At 61.0% G+C, this 16,913-nt stretch carries 14 protein-coding genes; 13 read left to right on the top strand and 1 reads right to left on the bottom strand.

All coding sequences use genetic code 11. The features are described 5' to 3' along the window. The first annotated feature begins 9 nt into the window (after nt 1–9). The 6 genes from IEW00_RS04365 to IEW00_RS04340 all read left to right on the top strand — a co-directional run bounded on the left by IEW00_RS04365 (nt 10) and on the right by IEW00_RS04340 (nt 6,130). On the top strand, nt 10–705 hold the full coding sequence (locus IEW00_RS04365; protein ID WP_188513179.1) for a hypothetical protein: 696 nt from the start codon (nt 10–12) through the stop codon (nt 703–705). A gap of 81 nt (nt 706–786) precedes the next feature. Then, nucleotides 787–1,470: a hypothetical protein gene (locus IEW00_RS04360; RefSeq protein ID WP_188513178.1), complete on the top strand. Its 684-nt coding sequence runs from the start codon at nt 787–789 to the stop codon at nt 1,468–1,470. Between the two features lie 76 nt (nt 1,471–1,546). Beyond that, on the top strand, nt 1,547–1,858 hold the full coding sequence (locus IEW00_RS04355) for a hypothetical protein (protein WP_188513177.1): 312 nt from the start codon (nt 1,547–1,549) through the stop codon (nt 1,856–1,858). A 7-nt stretch (nt 1,859–1,865) separates the two neighbouring features. After that, nucleotides 1,866–2,945 (top strand): helix-turn-helix transcriptional regulator, encoded by a 1,080-nt coding sequence (locus IEW00_RS04350; protein WP_188513176.1) that lies wholly within the window; start codon nt 1,866–1,868, stop codon nt 2,943–2,945. Between the two features lie 564 nt (nt 2,946–3,509). Then, nucleotides 3,510–4,817 (top strand): MBL fold metallo-hydrolase, encoded by a 1,308-nt coding sequence (locus IEW00_RS04345; RefSeq protein ID WP_308419310.1) that lies wholly within the window; start codon nt 3,510–3,512, stop codon nt 4,815–4,817. Between the two features lie 23 nt (nt 4,818–4,840). After that, a complete protein-coding gene (locus tag IEW00_RS04340; RefSeq protein ID WP_229736810.1) occupies nt 4,841–6,130 on the top strand; it encodes a T6SS phospholipase effector Tle1-like catalytic domain-containing protein in 1,290 nt (429 codons plus the stop codon). A gap of 394 nt (nt 6,131–6,524) precedes the next feature. On the opposite strand, the gene IEW00_RS04335 is transcribed toward IEW00_RS04340, so the two are convergent. Then, the gene (locus IEW00_RS04335; RefSeq protein WP_188513174.1) at nt 6,525–7,439 is read right to left on the bottom strand and encodes a LysR substrate-binding domain-containing protein; all 915 of its coding nucleotides are present in this window, start codon (nt 7,437–7,439) and stop codon (nt 6,525–6,527) included. A gap of 209 nt (nt 7,440–7,648) precedes the next feature. On the opposite strand from IEW00_RS04335, the gene IEW00_RS04330 reads away from it, so the two are divergent. The 7 genes from IEW00_RS04330 (at nt 7,649) to IEW00_RS04300 (ending at nt 16,661) form a co-directional block, all read left to right on the top strand. Then, complete coding sequence (locus IEW00_RS04330; protein ID WP_188513173.1) at nt 7,649–10,009, top strand: TonB-dependent receptor; 2,361 nt, start codon at nt 7,649–7,651, stop codon at nt 10,007–10,009. Nucleotides 10,010–10,094: 85 nt separating this feature from the next. Continuing rightward, a complete protein-coding gene (locus IEW00_RS04325) occupies nt 10,095–11,111 on the top strand; it encodes a sugar phosphate isomerase/epimerase family protein (RefSeq protein ID WP_229736809.1) in 1,017 nt (338 codons plus the stop codon). 61 nt (nt 11,112–11,172) lie between these two features. Beyond that, complete coding sequence (locus tag IEW00_RS04320; protein ID WP_188513172.1) at nt 11,173–11,562, top strand: C-glycoside deglycosidase beta subunit domain-containing protein; 390 nt, start codon at nt 11,173–11,175, stop codon at nt 11,560–11,562. 11 nt (nt 11,563–11,573) lie between these two features. After that, complete coding sequence (locus IEW00_RS04315; protein ID WP_188513171.1) at nt 11,574–12,773, top strand: MFS transporter; 1,200 nt, start codon at nt 11,574–11,576, stop codon at nt 12,771–12,773. A gap of 8 nt (nt 12,774–12,781) precedes the next feature. Next, nucleotides 12,782–14,446 (top strand): GMC family oxidoreductase, encoded by a 1,665-nt coding sequence (locus IEW00_RS04310; protein WP_188513170.1) that lies wholly within the window; start codon nt 12,782–12,784, stop codon nt 14,444–14,446. Then, nucleotides 14,443–15,594 (top strand): Gfo/Idh/MocA family protein, encoded by a 1,152-nt coding sequence (locus IEW00_RS04305; RefSeq protein WP_229736808.1) that lies wholly within the window; start codon nt 14,443–14,445, stop codon nt 15,592–15,594. Before IEW00_RS04310 ends, IEW00_RS04305 begins: the two co-directional genes overlap by 4 nt. Beyond that, nucleotides 15,591–16,661, top strand: coding sequence for a sugar phosphate isomerase/epimerase family protein (locus tag IEW00_RS04300; RefSeq protein ID WP_188513169.1), 1,071 nt, complete (start codon nt 15,591–15,593; stop codon nt 16,659–16,661). The genes IEW00_RS04305 and IEW00_RS04300 overlap by 4 nt, the downstream gene beginning before the upstream one ends. Nucleotides 16,662–16,913 lie beyond the last annotated feature (252 nt).

The raw sequence follows: 16,913 nt of genomic DNA, 5'->3' as shown, positions 1-16,913 counted from the left end.
AATACACCCATGCGCAACACCCTGACGAAGCTCAGCCTGATGACGGTGGCTTGTGTTATGGCCGCGCATGGGGCCTTTGCCCAGACGCCTGCGGGCGACCCCTGCTCTGCTGCAACCAGCGGATCCTGCGTATCGGGCACATCTTCACAGTCGATCACGATTTCACGGCCCGAACCCCTGAGGACGAGCGCCTATGTGATGCAGATCGGCGACGCGAATGACGCCAGCATCAGCCAGAGTTCGTCCAACCAGTTCGCAAGCATCACCCAGACCGGCGACAAAGGCACCGCCAGGGTCGATCAGCAAGGCGAAGGCATCGCCTATCTCGAGGTCGATCAGGCAGGCCTGCTCAACAGCTTCGTCGTACGGCAGACCGCCGAATCTGGCGGCGGCAACATCGCCGTCGCCGAGCAGGATGGCGAGAACAATGCGATCCTGCTTGATCAATTTGCAACAGTCGGTAATCTGAATGGCGCAGTCCTTGCCCAGCAGGGAATGGGAAATAAAATGGAGCTCAACCAGGCCGGATCCGACAATCGCGCTGAACTGGTGCAGACCGGTGACAACAACGCGATGACCGCAACCCAGAATGGGTCGGCCAATCAACTGCGTTGGGTGCAGGACGGTAACGGGCTTTCCGATTTGCAGATCGTGCAGAGCGGAAATCAGGCCATCTCGATCACGCAGTCCAACGGGGGCAACTAAGTGGCTCAACCGCCGTCCTTGACAACGCTATGGCGATATTTTCCGGGTCCTCGGGCTCTGGGACGTTTTGCCGTTCTTGCGTTGCTGGTGCTGGCGGCGATGGGGTCGACCCAGCTTCTTCCCGGCGCATCCGCGCAGGATGCTCAAGATCCACGCGATACAAACAGCGTCGCCGCCGAACCGGACCAAGCTTCCGACCGCAGCCTCGCCGTATCGAGCGACCAGGCGATGGCTAAGGATCGTTCACTCGACGTTCCGGCGGTTTCGAATGAGCGCCCCGATACCCGCGGGATCACCGGAGCCAACCAGGTGCCTGTCCAGTTGGGCAGACCCTCGGTTTCCAATCAGCTGACATCTGCAGGGCAAGATCGCGGCCAGCTGGCACCCCAGCGCCTCGAGGGCAATGATGCCTGCGATGACGCGCCAGATGGCAGCGGCCCCGATGTATGTGCCAATCCGCTTGAAACCCGGGCAGGCGAGTTTGCCGGAAGGGGCCGTCCGCAGCTGTCTGCCGAGCAGAGGCTGCTCGCGCAGCAGTTTTCGACATCCGCAACCGGCGACACCACCGATGCCACCGCGCGCAGGCTGGCCGCCGGACGCAGCGCGGACCTCAGCAATGAAGACCTGGCGATTGCGGCCACGGTCACCGCCGACCAAGGCGGTCGCCAACCTCCGGCGAGCGAAACCGGCACGGACATTCCAGCCGATGCCACCAATGCCATCGACGTCATATTGGGGGTGATCAATGCGGCTGTTCCCGAATAAGTCCCGATGGTTGCTTGCCGGCCTGCTCACTCTTGCGTGCCTCGGCACGGCGCAGGCCTCTTCACTGGAAGATTCCATGACACCCTCCCCCGCACTGCCCACTGACCAACCCGTAACATTGATCGTCCAGCAGAACGGCCCGCTCGTCGAAGCCAAGGTCGTGTCGACCTCAAGCTGCGCCTGTCCGGGCCGGTTTCGGATCGAATCCGAATCGGGGTCGTCAAACCGCACCGCCAACACCAGCTCGTTCAGTGCAATCGGCGCGGCAGGCAATGTGATGAGCAACATCCGTTTTGGCGGATCGGACGAGTGGAGCGTAAAGCTCACGGTGTCGATCGACGGCCGCGAGGATTATACCATTCTCCGATCATCCGCCGAGGGCCAATGATCGCAACATGATCATCGTCTCCAACCAGTTCGACAAGCTTGACGAGTACATTGCAGAGGCAGCCTTGGGGTCGATCAGTTGGTCGCAAGCGCTTGGACTGATGGCACCCCTGGTGGGTGCGGAACGGATGTCTCTCGACCTGGTTTTTGGTAACAACCAGTCGGTGACGTCGCTGGGCGCGCTGGGCTTCGACAAGGCGACGGTCGATGCCTATGCGAGCTATTATCACCGGATCGATCCGCGGCTGGCGTTTGTCCAGAACACGCCGGGACACGGCGTCATTTTCAACGAAGATTTCCAGACTTCTGGGCCAGCCGAAGAGCAGGACGAATTCTGGCTCTGGCTCAAGCAGTCGAACGCGCCGCGCGATGCCGCCATCCTGGTGATGCCGTGTGTGGGTGATGCGCGGATCATGCTCGCAGTGCATCGCGACAGAAAGCTGGAGTGCGACGCCAACCTCATCCAGTTCTTCTCGAAATTCTATGACAAGCTGAATGCGGTCAACGCAATGGTCCGGCTGGATGGTCACAACCGCCGTCATGCTCTCGGTCCTGCGCTGTCGCTGCGTAACATCGATTGCTTTGATTTCTGCGTCGATGAAACGCTGCTTGTGACGGATGTCGATGACAAGACCCGGTATCGGCTACCGTTGACGGGGCTGGCAAGGCTTGACGACGAACACCGGCTGACCGCGCTCCATATGGACTTCAGCAACGCGATTGCCGCCGTGTTCCAGAACCCTCCGCCGCATCATGACGTCCAAATTACGCACAAGACCGCGATCGCCAACACAATTCTCAACATATCAGGTGTCACGGGACCGGAGTGGGCAAAGCTCGCGGCGATCGAGGTGACGTACCTCAAGCACAACAGCGAAACCGAACAGATATTCATGTGCTCTTTCGGTCTGACCCGCCGGCAGGCCGAACTTTTGCAGATCATGCGGAGCGTTTACTCACTCGACGAAGCAGCCCGCATCATGTCGATCAGTCGCAACACCGCACGGGTGTTCTTGGGGCAGATCTACGACCGCACCGGCGTCCGCCGCAAAGCCGACCTCCTGCGCCTCGCCGACCGCTTCGCCTAACCACTGCTGCGCTGAACAACGACGCAAAACGGCACGCGCTTTCACGCGCACACCGTTGCCAACCGAAGATTGAGTGTGAGGATTTTCCGGCCGACGGAAGCATAGCTCGCCCGCCTGGAAAAATGGTGCCAGAAGAGAACGCAATAACATCAAATAACGATTTGATATTGTTTTTTAAAGGAAATTTGGTTTTTCTCGGTGGCACAAATCGTGGCACTAAAAATAATTTCTTTAAGGGTTCGGGTTCTCAGAATTATTTGTCTCTTACTTCCTCATTACATTGCTCAGGCACTCATGGCAAACCGATTCGGCCATTTAGACTGACAACCTTTCCCAATCGAAAGCGCTCACTATCCACCAACAGCTGTTCTAACCAAGCTGCTGCTTTCTGGCGATTGCCCCCACACGGCCCGGCAGTACGGAAAGCTACTACCGCCAAGGACCATACTCCCTCCACCGGGACGGCAAAGGCTCCAATCTGGATCAGTCTCGCCGCTCCCTTATAGAGGCATCGCTGTCCATGCGGAGCAATACCGCATACAATCTGATCCCGGAGGGGGTCTTATGAATCTTCGATCCTGCATAGCTGCCCTGCTGGTCTGTCTTATGGCTATGGCGACTGCGCCTGCCAGGGCTGACGATGTCGCGCCGAGCGCACGCGTGTCTAGCGCGGTACTGGTCCGCGAGGGCCCATCCACTGATACTGCCATTCTCGCCCGGCTCCGCCCGGGAGAGAGTGCGACGTTGGTCGGCGAGGTCAGCGGCTGGTATATCGTTGCTCTCGAGGATGGAACGCGGGGCTACGTGAGCAAGGCGTGGACGATCGTTCTGCCTGAGGAAGGTGAAGCGCCCCTCCCCGGTTCAGCACACAAGGTGCACGTCATTGATGTGGGCACAGGCCTGGCTGTGTTCGTCGAAGGCCCGGGGTACGCTGTCCTGTATGATGCGGGCAGCCAGGACGATCTGCATGACGGGGAAGAAAACCGTGTCGTCGCTTACATACGCGCGGCGCGGCCCGACCTGGTCCGGATAAACCACCTCATCCTCAGCCATCCGCACAAGGACCATCTCCAGCTCATGCCTGGCGTGTTCGCGGCTTTCCAGATCGACAACGTCTGGGAATCCGGGCGCGTCAACAAAACGGACGGCTACTGCCATTTTCTGAAAGCGGCCATGGCCGAGCCAGGCTCACGCTATTATGATGCCATCGCAGCCAACAGCAGTCGCGCCGTGACGTTCACCGGTAGCGGCTGCAACGGGACTGTAACCGTCCGCCAGTCCGAAATGATGACAGTCGCACCGGTTGCGCTCGGCGCCGATGCCCGCATGCATTTCCTCTATCGCGACGCCCACCCTTATTCAGATCCCAATGGTAACAGCGTGGTGATCAGGCTTGACCTTGCCGACCGGCGCATCCTTCTCGCCGGCGATGCCGAAGGTGGAGAGCGCGAACCACCTGCGAGCCTTCCCAGCCCGCGCAGTATTGAAGCGAAGCTTCTGGAATGTTGCGCCAGCGACCTCAAAGCCGATGTGCTCGTGGTCGGGCATCACGGCAGCCTGACATCGTCGCGGACCAGCTTCCTCGATGCGGTTGGAGCCAAAGTCTACGCGATCTCTTCAGGGCCATATCCCTATCGCCGTGTCCGCCTGCCCGATGCAGACATAGTCGAAGAGCTTGAGCGGCGCGGACAGGTTCTGCGCACCGACCGCGAAGATGGTTTCCGGATCGAGGATGATGCCCGCTCTTGCGAGATGCGGGACCGCAAGGTCGGACCCGATGCAGACGAAACGCCTGGTGGATGTGACAATATCCTGATCAGCGTCACCGGGAACGGTCCGCTTACCGCCGGCTACTCGGGTCTCGTGGACTGACACAAACTACAGGACAGAATGACATGGCTCGCATTCCCGCTGTATCTGTCGAAGAGAACATGGTGCGAAAGCCGCGCGAACCAAAACCACGCAACATCGTCATTCTGTGCGACGGAACAGGCAATGAGCTTGGGGGAGCGCTCACCCAGCATGCCCGAGACATCCGAATATCTAATGTGCTGAAGCTGTTCCGCATCGCGCAGAAAGGCAAAAAGCAGCTCGTCTATTATGCGCAGGGCATTGGCACCATCGGGCGCCCCAACTGGCTGACTCGCTGGAGCCAGAAGATGGAAAGCGTCATCGGCCTTGCGACCGGCTACGGCCTCGACGACCATGTGCTGGGTGCCTATCGATTCCTCGTCGAGAACTGGGAGGAAGGGGATCGCATTTTCCTCTTCGGCTTCAGCCGCGGAGCATGGACGGTACGTGTCCTCGCCGGACTGCTCCATCTTGTCGGGCTCGTCCGCCCGTCACAGATCAATCTGTGCGACAATGCGCTGGCCACATACAAGCGTGCCGCGAAGGAGAATGCGTTGCCTGTCGCGTGGCATTTTGCGCGGGTCATGGGCACGCGAGCGCCGACCATCCATTTCATGGGCTGCTGGGATACGGTTGCCTCTGTGCTCGTTCCCCGCTCCGATCGGATGTGGCTGCCAAGCCTGGAGACGCTGCCTTACACTGACGCCAATCCTGCGGTGAAAATCTTCCGGCATGCCCTCGCGCTCGATGAGCGGCGCCGGATGTTTCGCGTAGCAGAATGGCAGCAGCCACAGGAGCACGTCCCGAACCGTTTCGAGCCAGGTCAGAAGATTGCGCAGGACATCGAACAGCGCTGGTTCCCAGGAGTTCATTCTGATGTCGGCGGTGGCTATCCCGAACGCGAGAGCGCGCTTTCCAAAATTCCGCTTATCTGGATGGTGGAGGAAGCAAAGAAGGCCGGCCTGGTCATTACCCCTGCCACGCATCTGCACCTCGCTTATGGCGAACCAAGACCCGGCGCACGAACGTCAGGTCCAATGGCACAACATCAATATGTCAGGCCCAGCGCGCTTGGGATGATGCACAATTTGCTGGGCCGCGCCTGGATGCCGCTCGAAATCCTGCCGAAGAGCACCAGATATCGCGAGACGCGGCGGCACAAACTCTTCGGGTTCTATCTGCCGCTTGCCGAACCCAGGCGGATGCGCTCGGAACATGTCATTGACGACAGCATTTACTGTCGGAAGTCACGTCTCGCTGACTACGTCCCTGGCGCTGTGCTGCCGCCAGCCCCGCCCGGCAGCCCCTCTTGCCCCTACGATTTATCACCGTAGCACCTATCAACGCCACTACGGACGTGGGCCGCCTGCTTCCCGGCGTGTGTCACCAGCTTCCATCACTTCCTCGGGCCGCACGCGCCAGCTGCTGCGGGATCAGCTTAGGCGAAGCGCTTTCTCGAACCTGTTATGAAAGGTTAGCTTCCAAGCTCTTGGGATGACAGCTCAGTGGATAGATTAGGGCGAGCCTTGTCTCGCGGCAGCCGCCAAACTTGCGGATGGCCGGTTCCGGAATAAGACGACAGGCCCAGGTTCGCATCGAACGGCGTATTGTGAGTCTGTGGCCGCCGCGTTCCATTAATGCCGCTTCTGGGACTTTGCTGCCATTCCCCGGCGAGATAATAAGCGGCAGGTTTTTCAAATAGCCGACACTCACTACCTATCTGATCGATCAGGTGCCCATCTCTGCCACCGCTTCGCGCAACTGGTCGCGCAGCCAAGCGAGGCCGTTGTCCTGGCGGCGCATGGGGTGGAACATCATCACGTCCATCATCGATGGCATCGCGACCGGTACTTCCCATACGGCCAGGGGTAGGTCGCGTGCGGCGGCGTTGACCAGGCGGCGGTTGAGCACGGCGACCATGCTGGTGCCGACCAGACTTGGCGGGATGCAGCTGAAATTCGGTGCGACCAGCGCCACGCGGCCAGATCCGCCGTAAATCGCAAGCTGCTGTTCGGACAGGATGCTGGCCAGACGAACGCGATCGAATTTCACGATGGCCTGCTGCAGCGTCATCACCGTCGCAAGGTCCGGCTGCGTCTGAAGCGCGGGATTGTCGCGCCAGCCCACCAGAACGAGTTCGTTCCTCACCAGTTGCTCGGTAACATAGGCGGGGTCGGAATAGATGTTCGGCGTCAACACCAGATCAAGCTCACCCTTGTGCAGCAGGGGCGATGGATCGCCGACGGGGCGACTCACCTCCAGCACGATACGCGGTGCTTCATCCGACATGCGGCGCATCAGCGCGGGGAGAATCACCGGCACCAGATGATCGGGCATCTCGATGGTGAACGTGCGGGTCGAGGTGGATGGGATGAACGTGCGCTCGATCTCGACCACGGACTCGATATGCAAAATAGCATCGCGCAAGGGCTGACGCATCGAGTCTGCCAGCGCCGTCGGCACCATCCGCCGCCCGGTGACCATCAGCAAATCGTCCTCAAAATGGTGCCGCAACCGCGATAGCGCAGCGCTCATCGCCGACTGGCCGACATGCATCCGCTCGGCTGCGCGCGATACGTTCTGCTCCTCAAGCAGCACGTCGAGCGCGACGAGGAGGTTGAGATCCAGACCCTTGAACCGCATCACCCGCTCCCGATTAGGTATCACACAAAACGGTAGTTTTGCATCATAACAAACAATTATGCAAATGGCCGCTCCGGTGCCAATTTATGCGGGTCGATCCGGTCAATGCAAACCGGCGCGGCCAAGACCATCAAGGCAATGACGAGCAAGCCAGACCGCCACGGACCAAGCGCCGTAGGACAGATCTGGGCAACAGGAGAGGACGACATATGCGCAAGCTGACATTTTTATTGCTTCTTGGAACCGCGACTCCCGCACTGGCGCAGGCCGATGGCCAGGCCGCCGTGCAGCAACTGGCCGTGGCCGCCGCCGATCAGACTGAGCGACCTGCCATGGAAGGCGAGATCGTTGTAACCGCCCAGCGCCGCGCCGAGCGGCTGCAGGATGTTCCGGTCAGCGTTACCGCAGTGACCGCAGAAGCGCTCGAAGCGCGCGGCATCAACAATCTGGCACAGCTCAGCCAGGCAGCGCCGAGCCTTCAGGTCAGCGGCGAAAACAACTTCACCATTCGCGGTGTCGGCACGCTGGCTTTCCAGCAAACGCTGGAATCGAGCGTCGCGATCGCGCAGGATGAGGTCAACCTCGTCAGCTCGATCCTGGGCGGGGCCGTCGGTACGTTTTACGATGTCGCGCAGGTTGAAGTGCTGAGCGGCCCGCAGGGCCTGCTGTTCGGCAAGAACGCATCGGCTGGTCTGCTCAACATCGTCACCCGGCGCCCTGTGCTTGGCGAAACCAGCGGAGAGCTGCAACTGGAAGGCGTCTACCGTCCATCCACCCCCACCAACGGGCTTGGTGTCGTGGGGCAGGGCACGATCAACCTGCCGGTCAGCGCGAATTCGGCGCTGCGCATCAACGCGACCTATTCGTCGCAGGATCCGGTGGTGAAGTTCATCGGCACCGGCGGTGGCGATTTCGGCCTGACGCAGTTCGGTGTGCGGGCGAAATACCTCGTCGAGTTTACTGACGCACTGTCACTTTACGTCATTGGCGATTACAACGAAGAAAAGGGCATCGCGACGTATTTCGACCGCCCCTATCTCCGCTTGCCCCCTGCCGCCCGTGCATTGCCGTTTCTCAACGCTGTTGGCATCGTACCAAGCGAGCGAAACCTGTTTATTGGCGGCAACGGTCAGTTTTTCCGCAATGTGAAGCGCGGTGGGGTTCAGGCCAAGCTGTCTTACGAGCTGCCATCGGGCATCGAGATCAGCAATATCTTTGCCTGGAAGGCAGCCGAGCGTCAGCAGAATTTCGATACCGATTATACCGAAGCGCTGGGTGTAGACATCAACCAGTCTGACACGAAATACTCACAGTTCACCAACGAACTGCGTGTCGCGCTTCCTGCCGAAAACCGCTTTACCGGGCAGGTTGGCCTATTTTTCTATAGCGCCGATACGTCCAGTGTGGGCGGCCTTGCCGGTGCCAACTATGGTCCGGCAGTGCGACCGGGCTTTCCCTTTTGCGTTGGCGCGACCAGCATCGGTACCAATCCGGGTCAATGTCGCCGCAGCAATGCGTTCTTTATCGGTAATGATTTCGATTTCGATCTCGATAGCAAAAGCTATGCGGCGTTCGGCCAGTTTACTTACGAAGTCGTCGATGGGCTGAAGCTGATCGCCGGTGGCCGTGTGACGCATGACCGCCTGAAGATTGATCTGGCGCAGAACCAGATGTTCTACTTCGTGACGCTGGGCGTGCCGCTCACTGCCAGTGCGGAAACATCGAACACCAATTTCAGCTATCGGCTGGGCGCGCAGTATAATTTCACGCCAGACATCATGGCGTACGGCACTTTTGGCCGCGGCTACAAGGGGCCGGGCTTTTCGCAGAACGTGCCACGGGTTGGCGTGTCGCCGATCGTTGAGCCGGAAACGAACGACAACATTGAGCTTGGCCTGAAATCGACGTTGATGGACCGCAAGATCACGCTCAACATCGCGGCCTTCCGCTCGAAGTTCAAGAACCTGCAAGTGTCCTCATTCAGCCCGGAATTGGGGTCAAGCATCATCCAGAACGCGGCATCGTCAAAGAGCCAGGGAATCGAGTTTTCGGTCAACGCGCGCCCTGTGGAAGGGCTGACATTCAATGTCGCAGCGACCATCCTCGACTCCAAGTTCCAGGATTTCCCGGGTGCCGAATGCTATATCGGGCAGCCGACGCCGTCCTGCCTCGTTCCAACGGGACGCCAGTTCAATGCTGGCGGTTTGGTGACCCCGGCGACATCGAAGTTCGTTGCCACCGCGCAGGCGCAGTACGAATGGACCGTCAACGGATCGCTCAGCGCATTTGTTGAGGGCAATATCCTGCATCGCTCGTCGCAGTGGTTCACCATCAATCAGGCCCCAGGCACCAGACTGGGCGCGTTTCAGACGCTGGGTGCCAGCTTTGGCGTGAAGAGTGATGACGGCTGGCGGATGTCCTTGTTCTGCCGCAACTGCACCGACAAGTTTGTCCCCTCCTTCCTCGGCATCGACAATGGTGAAGCGAACCAGGGCCGCCTTGGCACGGGCTTCCTCACCAACTTCAACTCGGTGGTGCAGGTCGGCGTCAACTTCGGTTTTGAATTCTGATCCCTGCTGGCGGGCGGGCCTATGCCTGTCCGCCAGCGATACTGCCTGACGCATTGCCCGCGTCGCCATTGGAGCGTGTTTACCGATGATTTCCAAGATTAAACGCGGCGTAAGCCTGTACAGCTTTCAGGAAGAGATGTTTCTGGGGCAGATGACGGTCGAGGATTGCGTGGCCTGCGCGGCATCCATCGGCGCAAAAGGCATTGAGGTTTTGCCCGAGCAGAACATGCCGACGTTCCCCGAAATTTCGGACCGGGAGATTGGCCAGTGGCATGAGATGATGGCCAGGCACGGCACCGAATTGACCTGCTACGACATGTTCCTGGACACCAAGCTGCGCAAGGATCGGTTGATGACCGATGACGAGCAGGTCGCTTCGATCCGTCGTGATCTGGTGCTGTGCAACCGGCTGGGCATCCGCAACATGCGGGTGCTGGTGTTCGTGCGGCCAGACATTCTGGAACGTTGCGTGCCTTATGCCGAAGACCTCGACGTGCATATGGGGGTCGAGGTCCATGCGCCGTGGTACATGGACCATGCTTGGATTCTGCGCACGGTTGAAGTCGCCGACCGGCTGGGCACCAAGCATCTGGGGCTGTTGCCCGACATGGGCATTTTCATGAAGCACTATCCGCCGGTGTTCCGCGATCGCTTCATCCGGCAGGGGGCGCGGCCTGAAATCGTGCAGTTCATCCTCGATCAGCACGACCAGAAGATCATGGCCGAATACACGATCTACGAGGTCGCGGTGAAGCTGCGCGGCAACAAGGCGGAGGTCGCGATGGCCGAAACGCTACGCCACCACCCGTTCGCCAACCCCAAGCGCATCCGCGATTTCATCCCGTATTTCCGCCACATTCAAGCGAAGTTCTATGAGATGGATGCCGACTGCACCGACCCCACCCATGCCTATGCCGAAGTGATCGCCGAGCTGGTCGCAGGCGGATGGGACGGGTATCTGTCGAGCGAATATGAGGGCAATCGCTGGGTGCAGGACGTGCAGCCGGTCGACAGCCGTGAGCAGGTGCGGCGGCAGCATGTGATGTTCGAGCGGCTGATCGCCGATGCAGAAGCACTCGCCCCGGCCAAGGCCTTCGCGTGATCTGCGCCATCGCAACCATCCGGCATCAAGCCAGCGTTTCCCTGACAGGCGAGTGACTTAAATGTTCGACAAATACATCATCGTGGAAGACAGCCTTCGCAGCACCGCAGATGGCTTCGCGTTCGACGCCAAGCTGGGATATTATCGCGGCCTGGGGCTGTCGATGATCGACGACCTGGCGATCAGCGTGGACGGCGAGCCAGTGCCGCGCGACGACGTGCGCTTCGATGAAGGCAAGGGGCCGCTGAGCCTCGCCGAAATGGAGCACGTCTTCGATCGCCGCTGGCCATTTGGCGCAAAGGCGACGATCAGTGTGAAGCGCGAAGGGCCGATGCCTGCTGGCACCTATCACCTGGGTCTGAAGGAGGTCTTGCGAATTTCCTACCTGCCGTTCCCGCTTCTGGCAGAAGACAGCAAGTCGCTTACCTTGGCCCCTGATCTTTCGACCTGAGGACGCACATTATGGCCGCAACATATCTGCAGGGAGAAACTGCAAACCGCCAGACCGCCAAGGGCGTGACCCTGGTGTTTGCGCAGGTGTTGCCGGTCATGGCGATCGTCGCGCTGTTCCCCGCCATCCCCAAGCTGTTCGAACAGTTTGGCAGCTCGCCCAACGCAGGGTTGCTGGTGCCGATGATCGTGACCATGCCATCGCTGTGCGCCGCGCTGTTCGCGCCTGCCGCGGGCTGGGTGGCGGATCGCTTCGGGCGGCGGCCTGCGTTCATCTTTGGAATCGCGTTATATATCCTTGCAGGCATCGTACCGCTGTTCGTCGATGACCTCGGTATCATCGTTGCCAGCCGCGCCGTACTGGGCCTCGCGGATGCCTTTGCGATCACCATTTCAAGCGCGCTGATCGGCGATTATTTCGGCGAGCAGCGCTATCGCTGGGTCGCCTGGACCGGGGCGGCAACATCGATTGCAGGCACGGCGCTGATCGCCGCTGGCGGTATCCTTGCGGACATCAGCTGGCGGGGGCCGTTCGCGATCTACTTGCTCGCCGTGCCGCTGCTGATCATGGCGGTCGCTTATATCGATGAGCCGGTGACGCAAAAGGCGGCGGCGCAGACTTCCAAACCCGCGGGTTTCCCGTGGCGCGCCGCCGCCATTATCGGATCGGTCACGCTGATTACGTCGGTCGTCTACTACGTCGAGCCGCTCAATATCGCCACGGTGCTGGCGGACAAGGGCGCAGGCTCTTCCACCAATGTCGGCCTGATCCAGGCGGCGACAAGCCTCGCCTATATCGCCGGGGCCTTCCTGTACCGTCGGTTGCATGAGCAAAGCATCGGCGTGCTGCTGGGCATTGCTGGCGCTTTGATCGGCGCAGGCATGATCGTGATCGGTCTGTCGGACAGCTATCAAACGGCAGCCGCCGGGGCGACGATCCAGCAACTGGGCGGCGGCATGATCATCCCGGCACTGCTCGCCTGGGGCCAGGCCAAGCTGCCGTTCGATCAGCGGGGGCGCGGCATGGGTATATGGGCGACGGCGTTCTTCGCGGGTGCATTCGTTTGCCCGCCGATCGTTTCCGCCCTGGCCGCAACGGCAGGCGGTCTTCAGCCGGCGATCATCATCATGGGCGTCAGCGCGCTGGTACTGGCGGCGGCGGTTTTCCTTTTCATGGGCCGCGCGCGCAATGCCGCTGCGGCTGCACAGTGAGCGACATTATGACCGCACAAGACACCGTTTTTGACTATATCATCGTGGGCGCGGGGTCGTCTGGCTGCGTGCTGGCCGACCGGCTGAGCGCGGATGGCAAGTCGCAGGTGCTGCTCATTGAGGCAGGCGGAACCAACGAGACCGAACTGGTCAACATGCCGCGCGCCTTCATGAAGATGTTCGGCAACCCCATCCATTTCTGGCACTTTCCGGTGAAAGGCCAGCATGGTCGCCCCGAAGGCGAGGTATGGCCTTATGGCCGAGGGCTGGGCGGATCGAGCTCGACCAACGGCACCTGGTATCTGCGCGGAATGCCTACCGATTACGATGGCTGGGCTGCCGCAGGCCACACCGAATGGCGCTGGTCCGAGATCGAGCGCTGCTATCGCGCGATGGAGAGCTATCAAGGCGCAGACGCGCACGCCTCGCGAGGGCGCGATGGCCCGTTGCAGATCACGCAGCTGCCCTATCGGTCGCCTGCGATCGCCGCGACCGTCGAAGCGGGCGTCGAAATGGGGCTTCCCCGGCTGGAGGACATCAACACCCCCGGCACCACCGGCATCGGCTATACGCAGGCGACGGTCGATCGGCGGGGTCGGCGGGCTTCCAGCTATCAGGCGTTTCTCAAGCCCGCGATGGCGCGCCCCAACCTGACGGTGATGATCGATACCTTGGTCGAGCGCGTCGAGATCGACAATGGCCGCGCGACGGGGGTGCGCATCCGTACCGCTGATGGCACCCGCACGATCACAGCGCGGCATGAGGTCATCCTGTCGGCTGGCGCAGTGCAAAGCCCCAAGCTGCTGCAACTGTCCGGAATCGGCCCGGCAGACGTGCTCGCCGGTGCAGGTGTGCCGGTAAAGCATGATCTGCCTGCAGTGGGCCGCAATCTGGCCGACCACGCGATGTTCTCGATTTCCTATCGCTTGCACAATGATCAAGGTGCAAACCGCGAGTTCTCCGGCTGGCGCATGATGTCGCACGTCGTGCGCTATTATCTCACCCGCAAGGGCATGATGGCCTACACTTCGCCAGAGGTTACCGCGCTGCTTTCGATGCGCTCGCCTGCGGACTGGCCCGATGTGCAGTTCGGCATCGGCCCATTCTCGATGCGCTCGTCCGAAGAGCGCAAGGCCGATCCGGGCCGCGGCGCACTGGAAGACAGGCCGGGGATCACCGTCAACGCGATATCGCTGCGCCCCAAGAGCCGCGGCGCTATCTCCATCTGCAGTGCGGACGTCGCCGACAATGTCGAGATCGACGCCAACTGGTGGGGTGATCCGGCGGACAAGGCCTTCATGATCGATATGGTGCGGCTGGTGCGCCGTTACATGCGCCAGCCAGCATTGGCGCGCTTCGTGGGCGAAGAGGTCGTGCCGGGTGCGGCTGTCGAGAGTGACGAGCAGATCGGCGAAGTGCTCGAATGGCTGACCAGCCCCGGCATCCACGCCACGGGCACATGCCGTATGGGCAACGCAGGCGACAGCGTCGTCGACAGCCGCCTGCGCGTTCATGGCGTGTCAGGCCTGCGCGTGGTAGATTGCTCGGTGATGCCCGTGCCGCCCGCCGGAAACACTAACGGCCCCGCGATGGTCATCGGCTGGCGCGCCGCCGAGTTGATCCTTGAGGACCGGGATGGAAGCCGCACCCCGGCGCATCAGGCGACACAATGACCGGGCAGACGCGCTATGCGATGATTGGCGGCGGTGAAGGGGCGTTTATCGGGCCGGTTCACCGTGTCGCTGCGGCGATTGCGGGCAATTGCCGTCTGGTCGCTGGCGCGTTGAGCAGCGATCCGGAGCGCGCGCGGCGGTCGGGTGAGGCCGTCGGCATTGCGCAGGATCGCAGCTATGGCAGCTATGCGGAATTGCTGCAGCGAGAGCGCGTGTTGCCCGCCGAAGATCGCGCGGAATTCATCGCGATCGTTACTCCCAACCATGTTCACGCCCCTGCAGCCATCGCGGCGCTTGAGGCGGGCTTTCCCGTTCTGATCGACAAGCCTCTGACCGACACGCTGGCAGCGGCGCTGGACCTGCAGGCAGTGGCGCTGAAGACCGGCGGGCTTGTCGGTGTGACCCACACCTATACCGGCTATCCGATGGTGCGGCAGGCGCGTGCGCTGATTGCTCAGGGTGACCTGGGTGCAGTGCGGCGCGTTTCGGTGCGCTATACGCAAGGCTGGCTCGCCAAGGCTGAAGATGCATCGGGCAAACAGGCCGAGTGGCGTATCGATCCGGCGCGCTCGGGGTTGGGCGGCGCATTCGGTGACATCGGCACCCACGCCTTCAACCTCGTCGAGTTCATCACCGGCGAAACGATGACGCGGATCGCCGCCGATATTCGCGCAGCGGTGCCGGGCAGGCAGCTCGACGATGATGGCGGGGCGATGTTCCATCTGTCCGGCGGTGGACGCGGCACGTTGGTGGCGAGCCAGATCTGCACCGGTGATGCCAACGGGCTTGAAATATCGGTGTGGTGCGAAGAGGCCGGAGTGCATTGGCGGCAAGAAGAGCCGGGCAGGCTGCGTGTCGCGCGACGCGGTGCGCCCGAGCAAATCTGGGTGCCGGGAACCGATTGCGCGTGGCTTGATGCGTCGGCACTGGCGCAGGTCCGGCTGCCCTCGGGTCATCCCGAAGGGTATCTCGAAGCCTTCGCCAACATCTATCGCGATTTCGCCGATGCCGTTCGCGGCAACGTGTCGCTGCATCCGGCTTATGCCAGCCTTGACGATGGCCTTGCCGGAATGCGCTTCATCAAGGCGGCCTATGAAAGCAGCGCCCAAGGCAGCGCGTGGATCAACCTGAACGGAGACATCGCATGAAGGGACCGGGCATTTTCCTCGCGCAGTTTGCAGGCGACGCCGCGCCGTTCGACACGCTCAAAAGCATCGCGCAGTGGGCCGCCAGGTTGGGCTACAAGGGCGTGCAGATCCCCACTTGGGATGCGCGCTTGTTCGACCTGGCGCTCGCTGCCGAAAGCCAGGGTTACTGCGACGAGGTCACCGGAATTTGCAGCGAGGCGGGGGTACAGATCACCGAGCTGTCCACGCATCTGCAGGGCCAGCTAATCGCGGTTCACCCTGCCTACGATGCATTGTTCGATGGGTTTGCGGCAGAAGAGGTGCGCGGAAAGCCCGCAGCACGCACGGCATGGGCGATGGATCAGTTGCGGTTGGCAGCGCTCGCCAGCCGCCGCCTCGGCCTCACCGCGCACGCGACGTTCTCCGGCGCGCTGTTGTGGCAGACGGTCTACCCATGGCCACAGCGTCCGGCCGGGTTGGTCGAGGAAGGCTTTGCCGAACTGGCGCGTCGCTGGCGCCCTTTGCTGGATGCGTTCGACGAGAACGGGGTCGATGTTGCTTATGAACTCCACCCCGGTGAGGATTTGCACGACGGCATCACCTTCGAGCGGTTCCTCGACGCTGTCGGCAATCACGCTCGCGCCAATATTCTGTACGATCCCAGCCATTTCGTGCTGCAGCAGCTCGATTATCTGGCGTTCATCGACATCTATCACGAACGCATCAAATGCTTCCACGTCAAGGATGCGGAGTTCCGTCCGAACGGGCGAGCCGGTGTTTACGGCGGCTATGCTGACTGGGTTGATCGCCCCGGTCGCTTCCGATCGCTTGGTGACGGGCAGATCGATTTTCGCGCGATAATCTCGAAGCTCACCCAATATGGTTTCGATGGCTGGGCCGTGCTCGAATGGGAATGCGCGCTGAAGCATCCCGAGCAGGGCGCTGCCGAAGGCGCGCCGTTTATCGCCGCCCATATGATCCGCAGGGCCAACCACGCCTTCGATGATTTTGCCGCAACCGCCCCGGACAAGGAAGGCAATCGGCGTGTTCTGGGTCTCGATACGCCCGGTCAAGTCTCCCCGAACTGACTGTGCAAAAGATTTCTGCATTGCTGCCACTGGCGGGTTGCGATCAATTGTTTGGTGAGTGCATGCTACGCCAACAATCACGCAGCAGCGATCGACCACTACCCCCATACGGGTTCAACCAATTTGTCGTCCGCTGTTGGGAAGGTTGCTTCAACCCAGTAATGTCTGGAACGAGAGCGTGCTGCTGACCGTTTAGATCGAGGCATGCAAATGGCAGTTGATGTCTGAAGCGGACGTTCATAATCGGCCACG

Source organism: Blastomonas aquatica (genome assembly GCF_014639875.1).
GTDB lineage: Bacteria > Pseudomonadota > Alphaproteobacteria > Sphingomonadales > Sphingomonadaceae > Blastomonas > Blastomonas aquatica.
This window is presented reverse-complemented; position numbering and strand designations above follow the sequence as displayed.

Coding starts and splice junctions, on each gene's coding strand:
- IEW00_RS04300 (WP_188513169.1), top strand. CDS start 15,591: ATGAAGGGACCGGGCATTTTCCTCGCGCAGTTTGCAGGCGACGCCGCG.
- IEW00_RS04340 (WP_229736810.1), top strand. CDS start 4,841: ATGGCTCGCATTCCCGCTGTATCTGTCGAAGAGAACATGGTGCGAAAG.
- IEW00_RS04305 (WP_229736808.1), top strand. CDS start 14,443: ATGACCGGGCAGACGCGCTATGCGATGATTGGCGGCGGTGAAGGGGCG.
- IEW00_RS04350 (WP_188513176.1), top strand. CDS start 1,866: ATGATCATCGTCTCCAACCAGTTCGACAAGCTTGACGAGTACATTGCA.
- IEW00_RS04330 (WP_188513173.1), top strand. CDS start 7,649: ATGCGCAAGCTGACATTTTTATTGCTTCTTGGAACCGCGACTCCCGCA.
- IEW00_RS04310 (WP_188513170.1), top strand. CDS start 12,782: ATGACCGCACAAGACACCGTTTTTGACTATATCATCGTGGGCGCGGGG.
- IEW00_RS04355 (WP_188513177.1), top strand. CDS start 1,547: ATGACACCCTCCCCCGCACTGCCCACTGACCAACCCGTAACATTGATC.
- IEW00_RS04325 (WP_229736809.1), top strand. CDS start 10,095: ATGATTTCCAAGATTAAACGCGGCGTAAGCCTGTACAGCTTTCAGGAA.
- IEW00_RS04320 (WP_188513172.1), top strand. CDS start 11,173: ATGTTCGACAAATACATCATCGTGGAAGACAGCCTTCGCAGCACCGCA.
- IEW00_RS04345 (WP_308419310.1), top strand. CDS start 3,510: ATGAATCTTCGATCCTGCATAGCTGCCCTGCTGGTCTGTCTTATGGCT.
- IEW00_RS04365 (WP_188513179.1), top strand. CDS start 10: ATGCGCAACACCCTGACGAAGCTCAGCCTGATGACGGTGGCTTGTGTT.
- IEW00_RS04335 (WP_188513174.1), bottom strand. CDS start 7,439: ATGCGGTTCAAGGGTCTGGATCTCAACCTCCTCGTCGCGCTCGACGTG.
- IEW00_RS04315 (WP_188513171.1), top strand. CDS start 11,574: ATGGCCGCAACATATCTGCAGGGAGAAACTGCAAACCGCCAGACCGCC.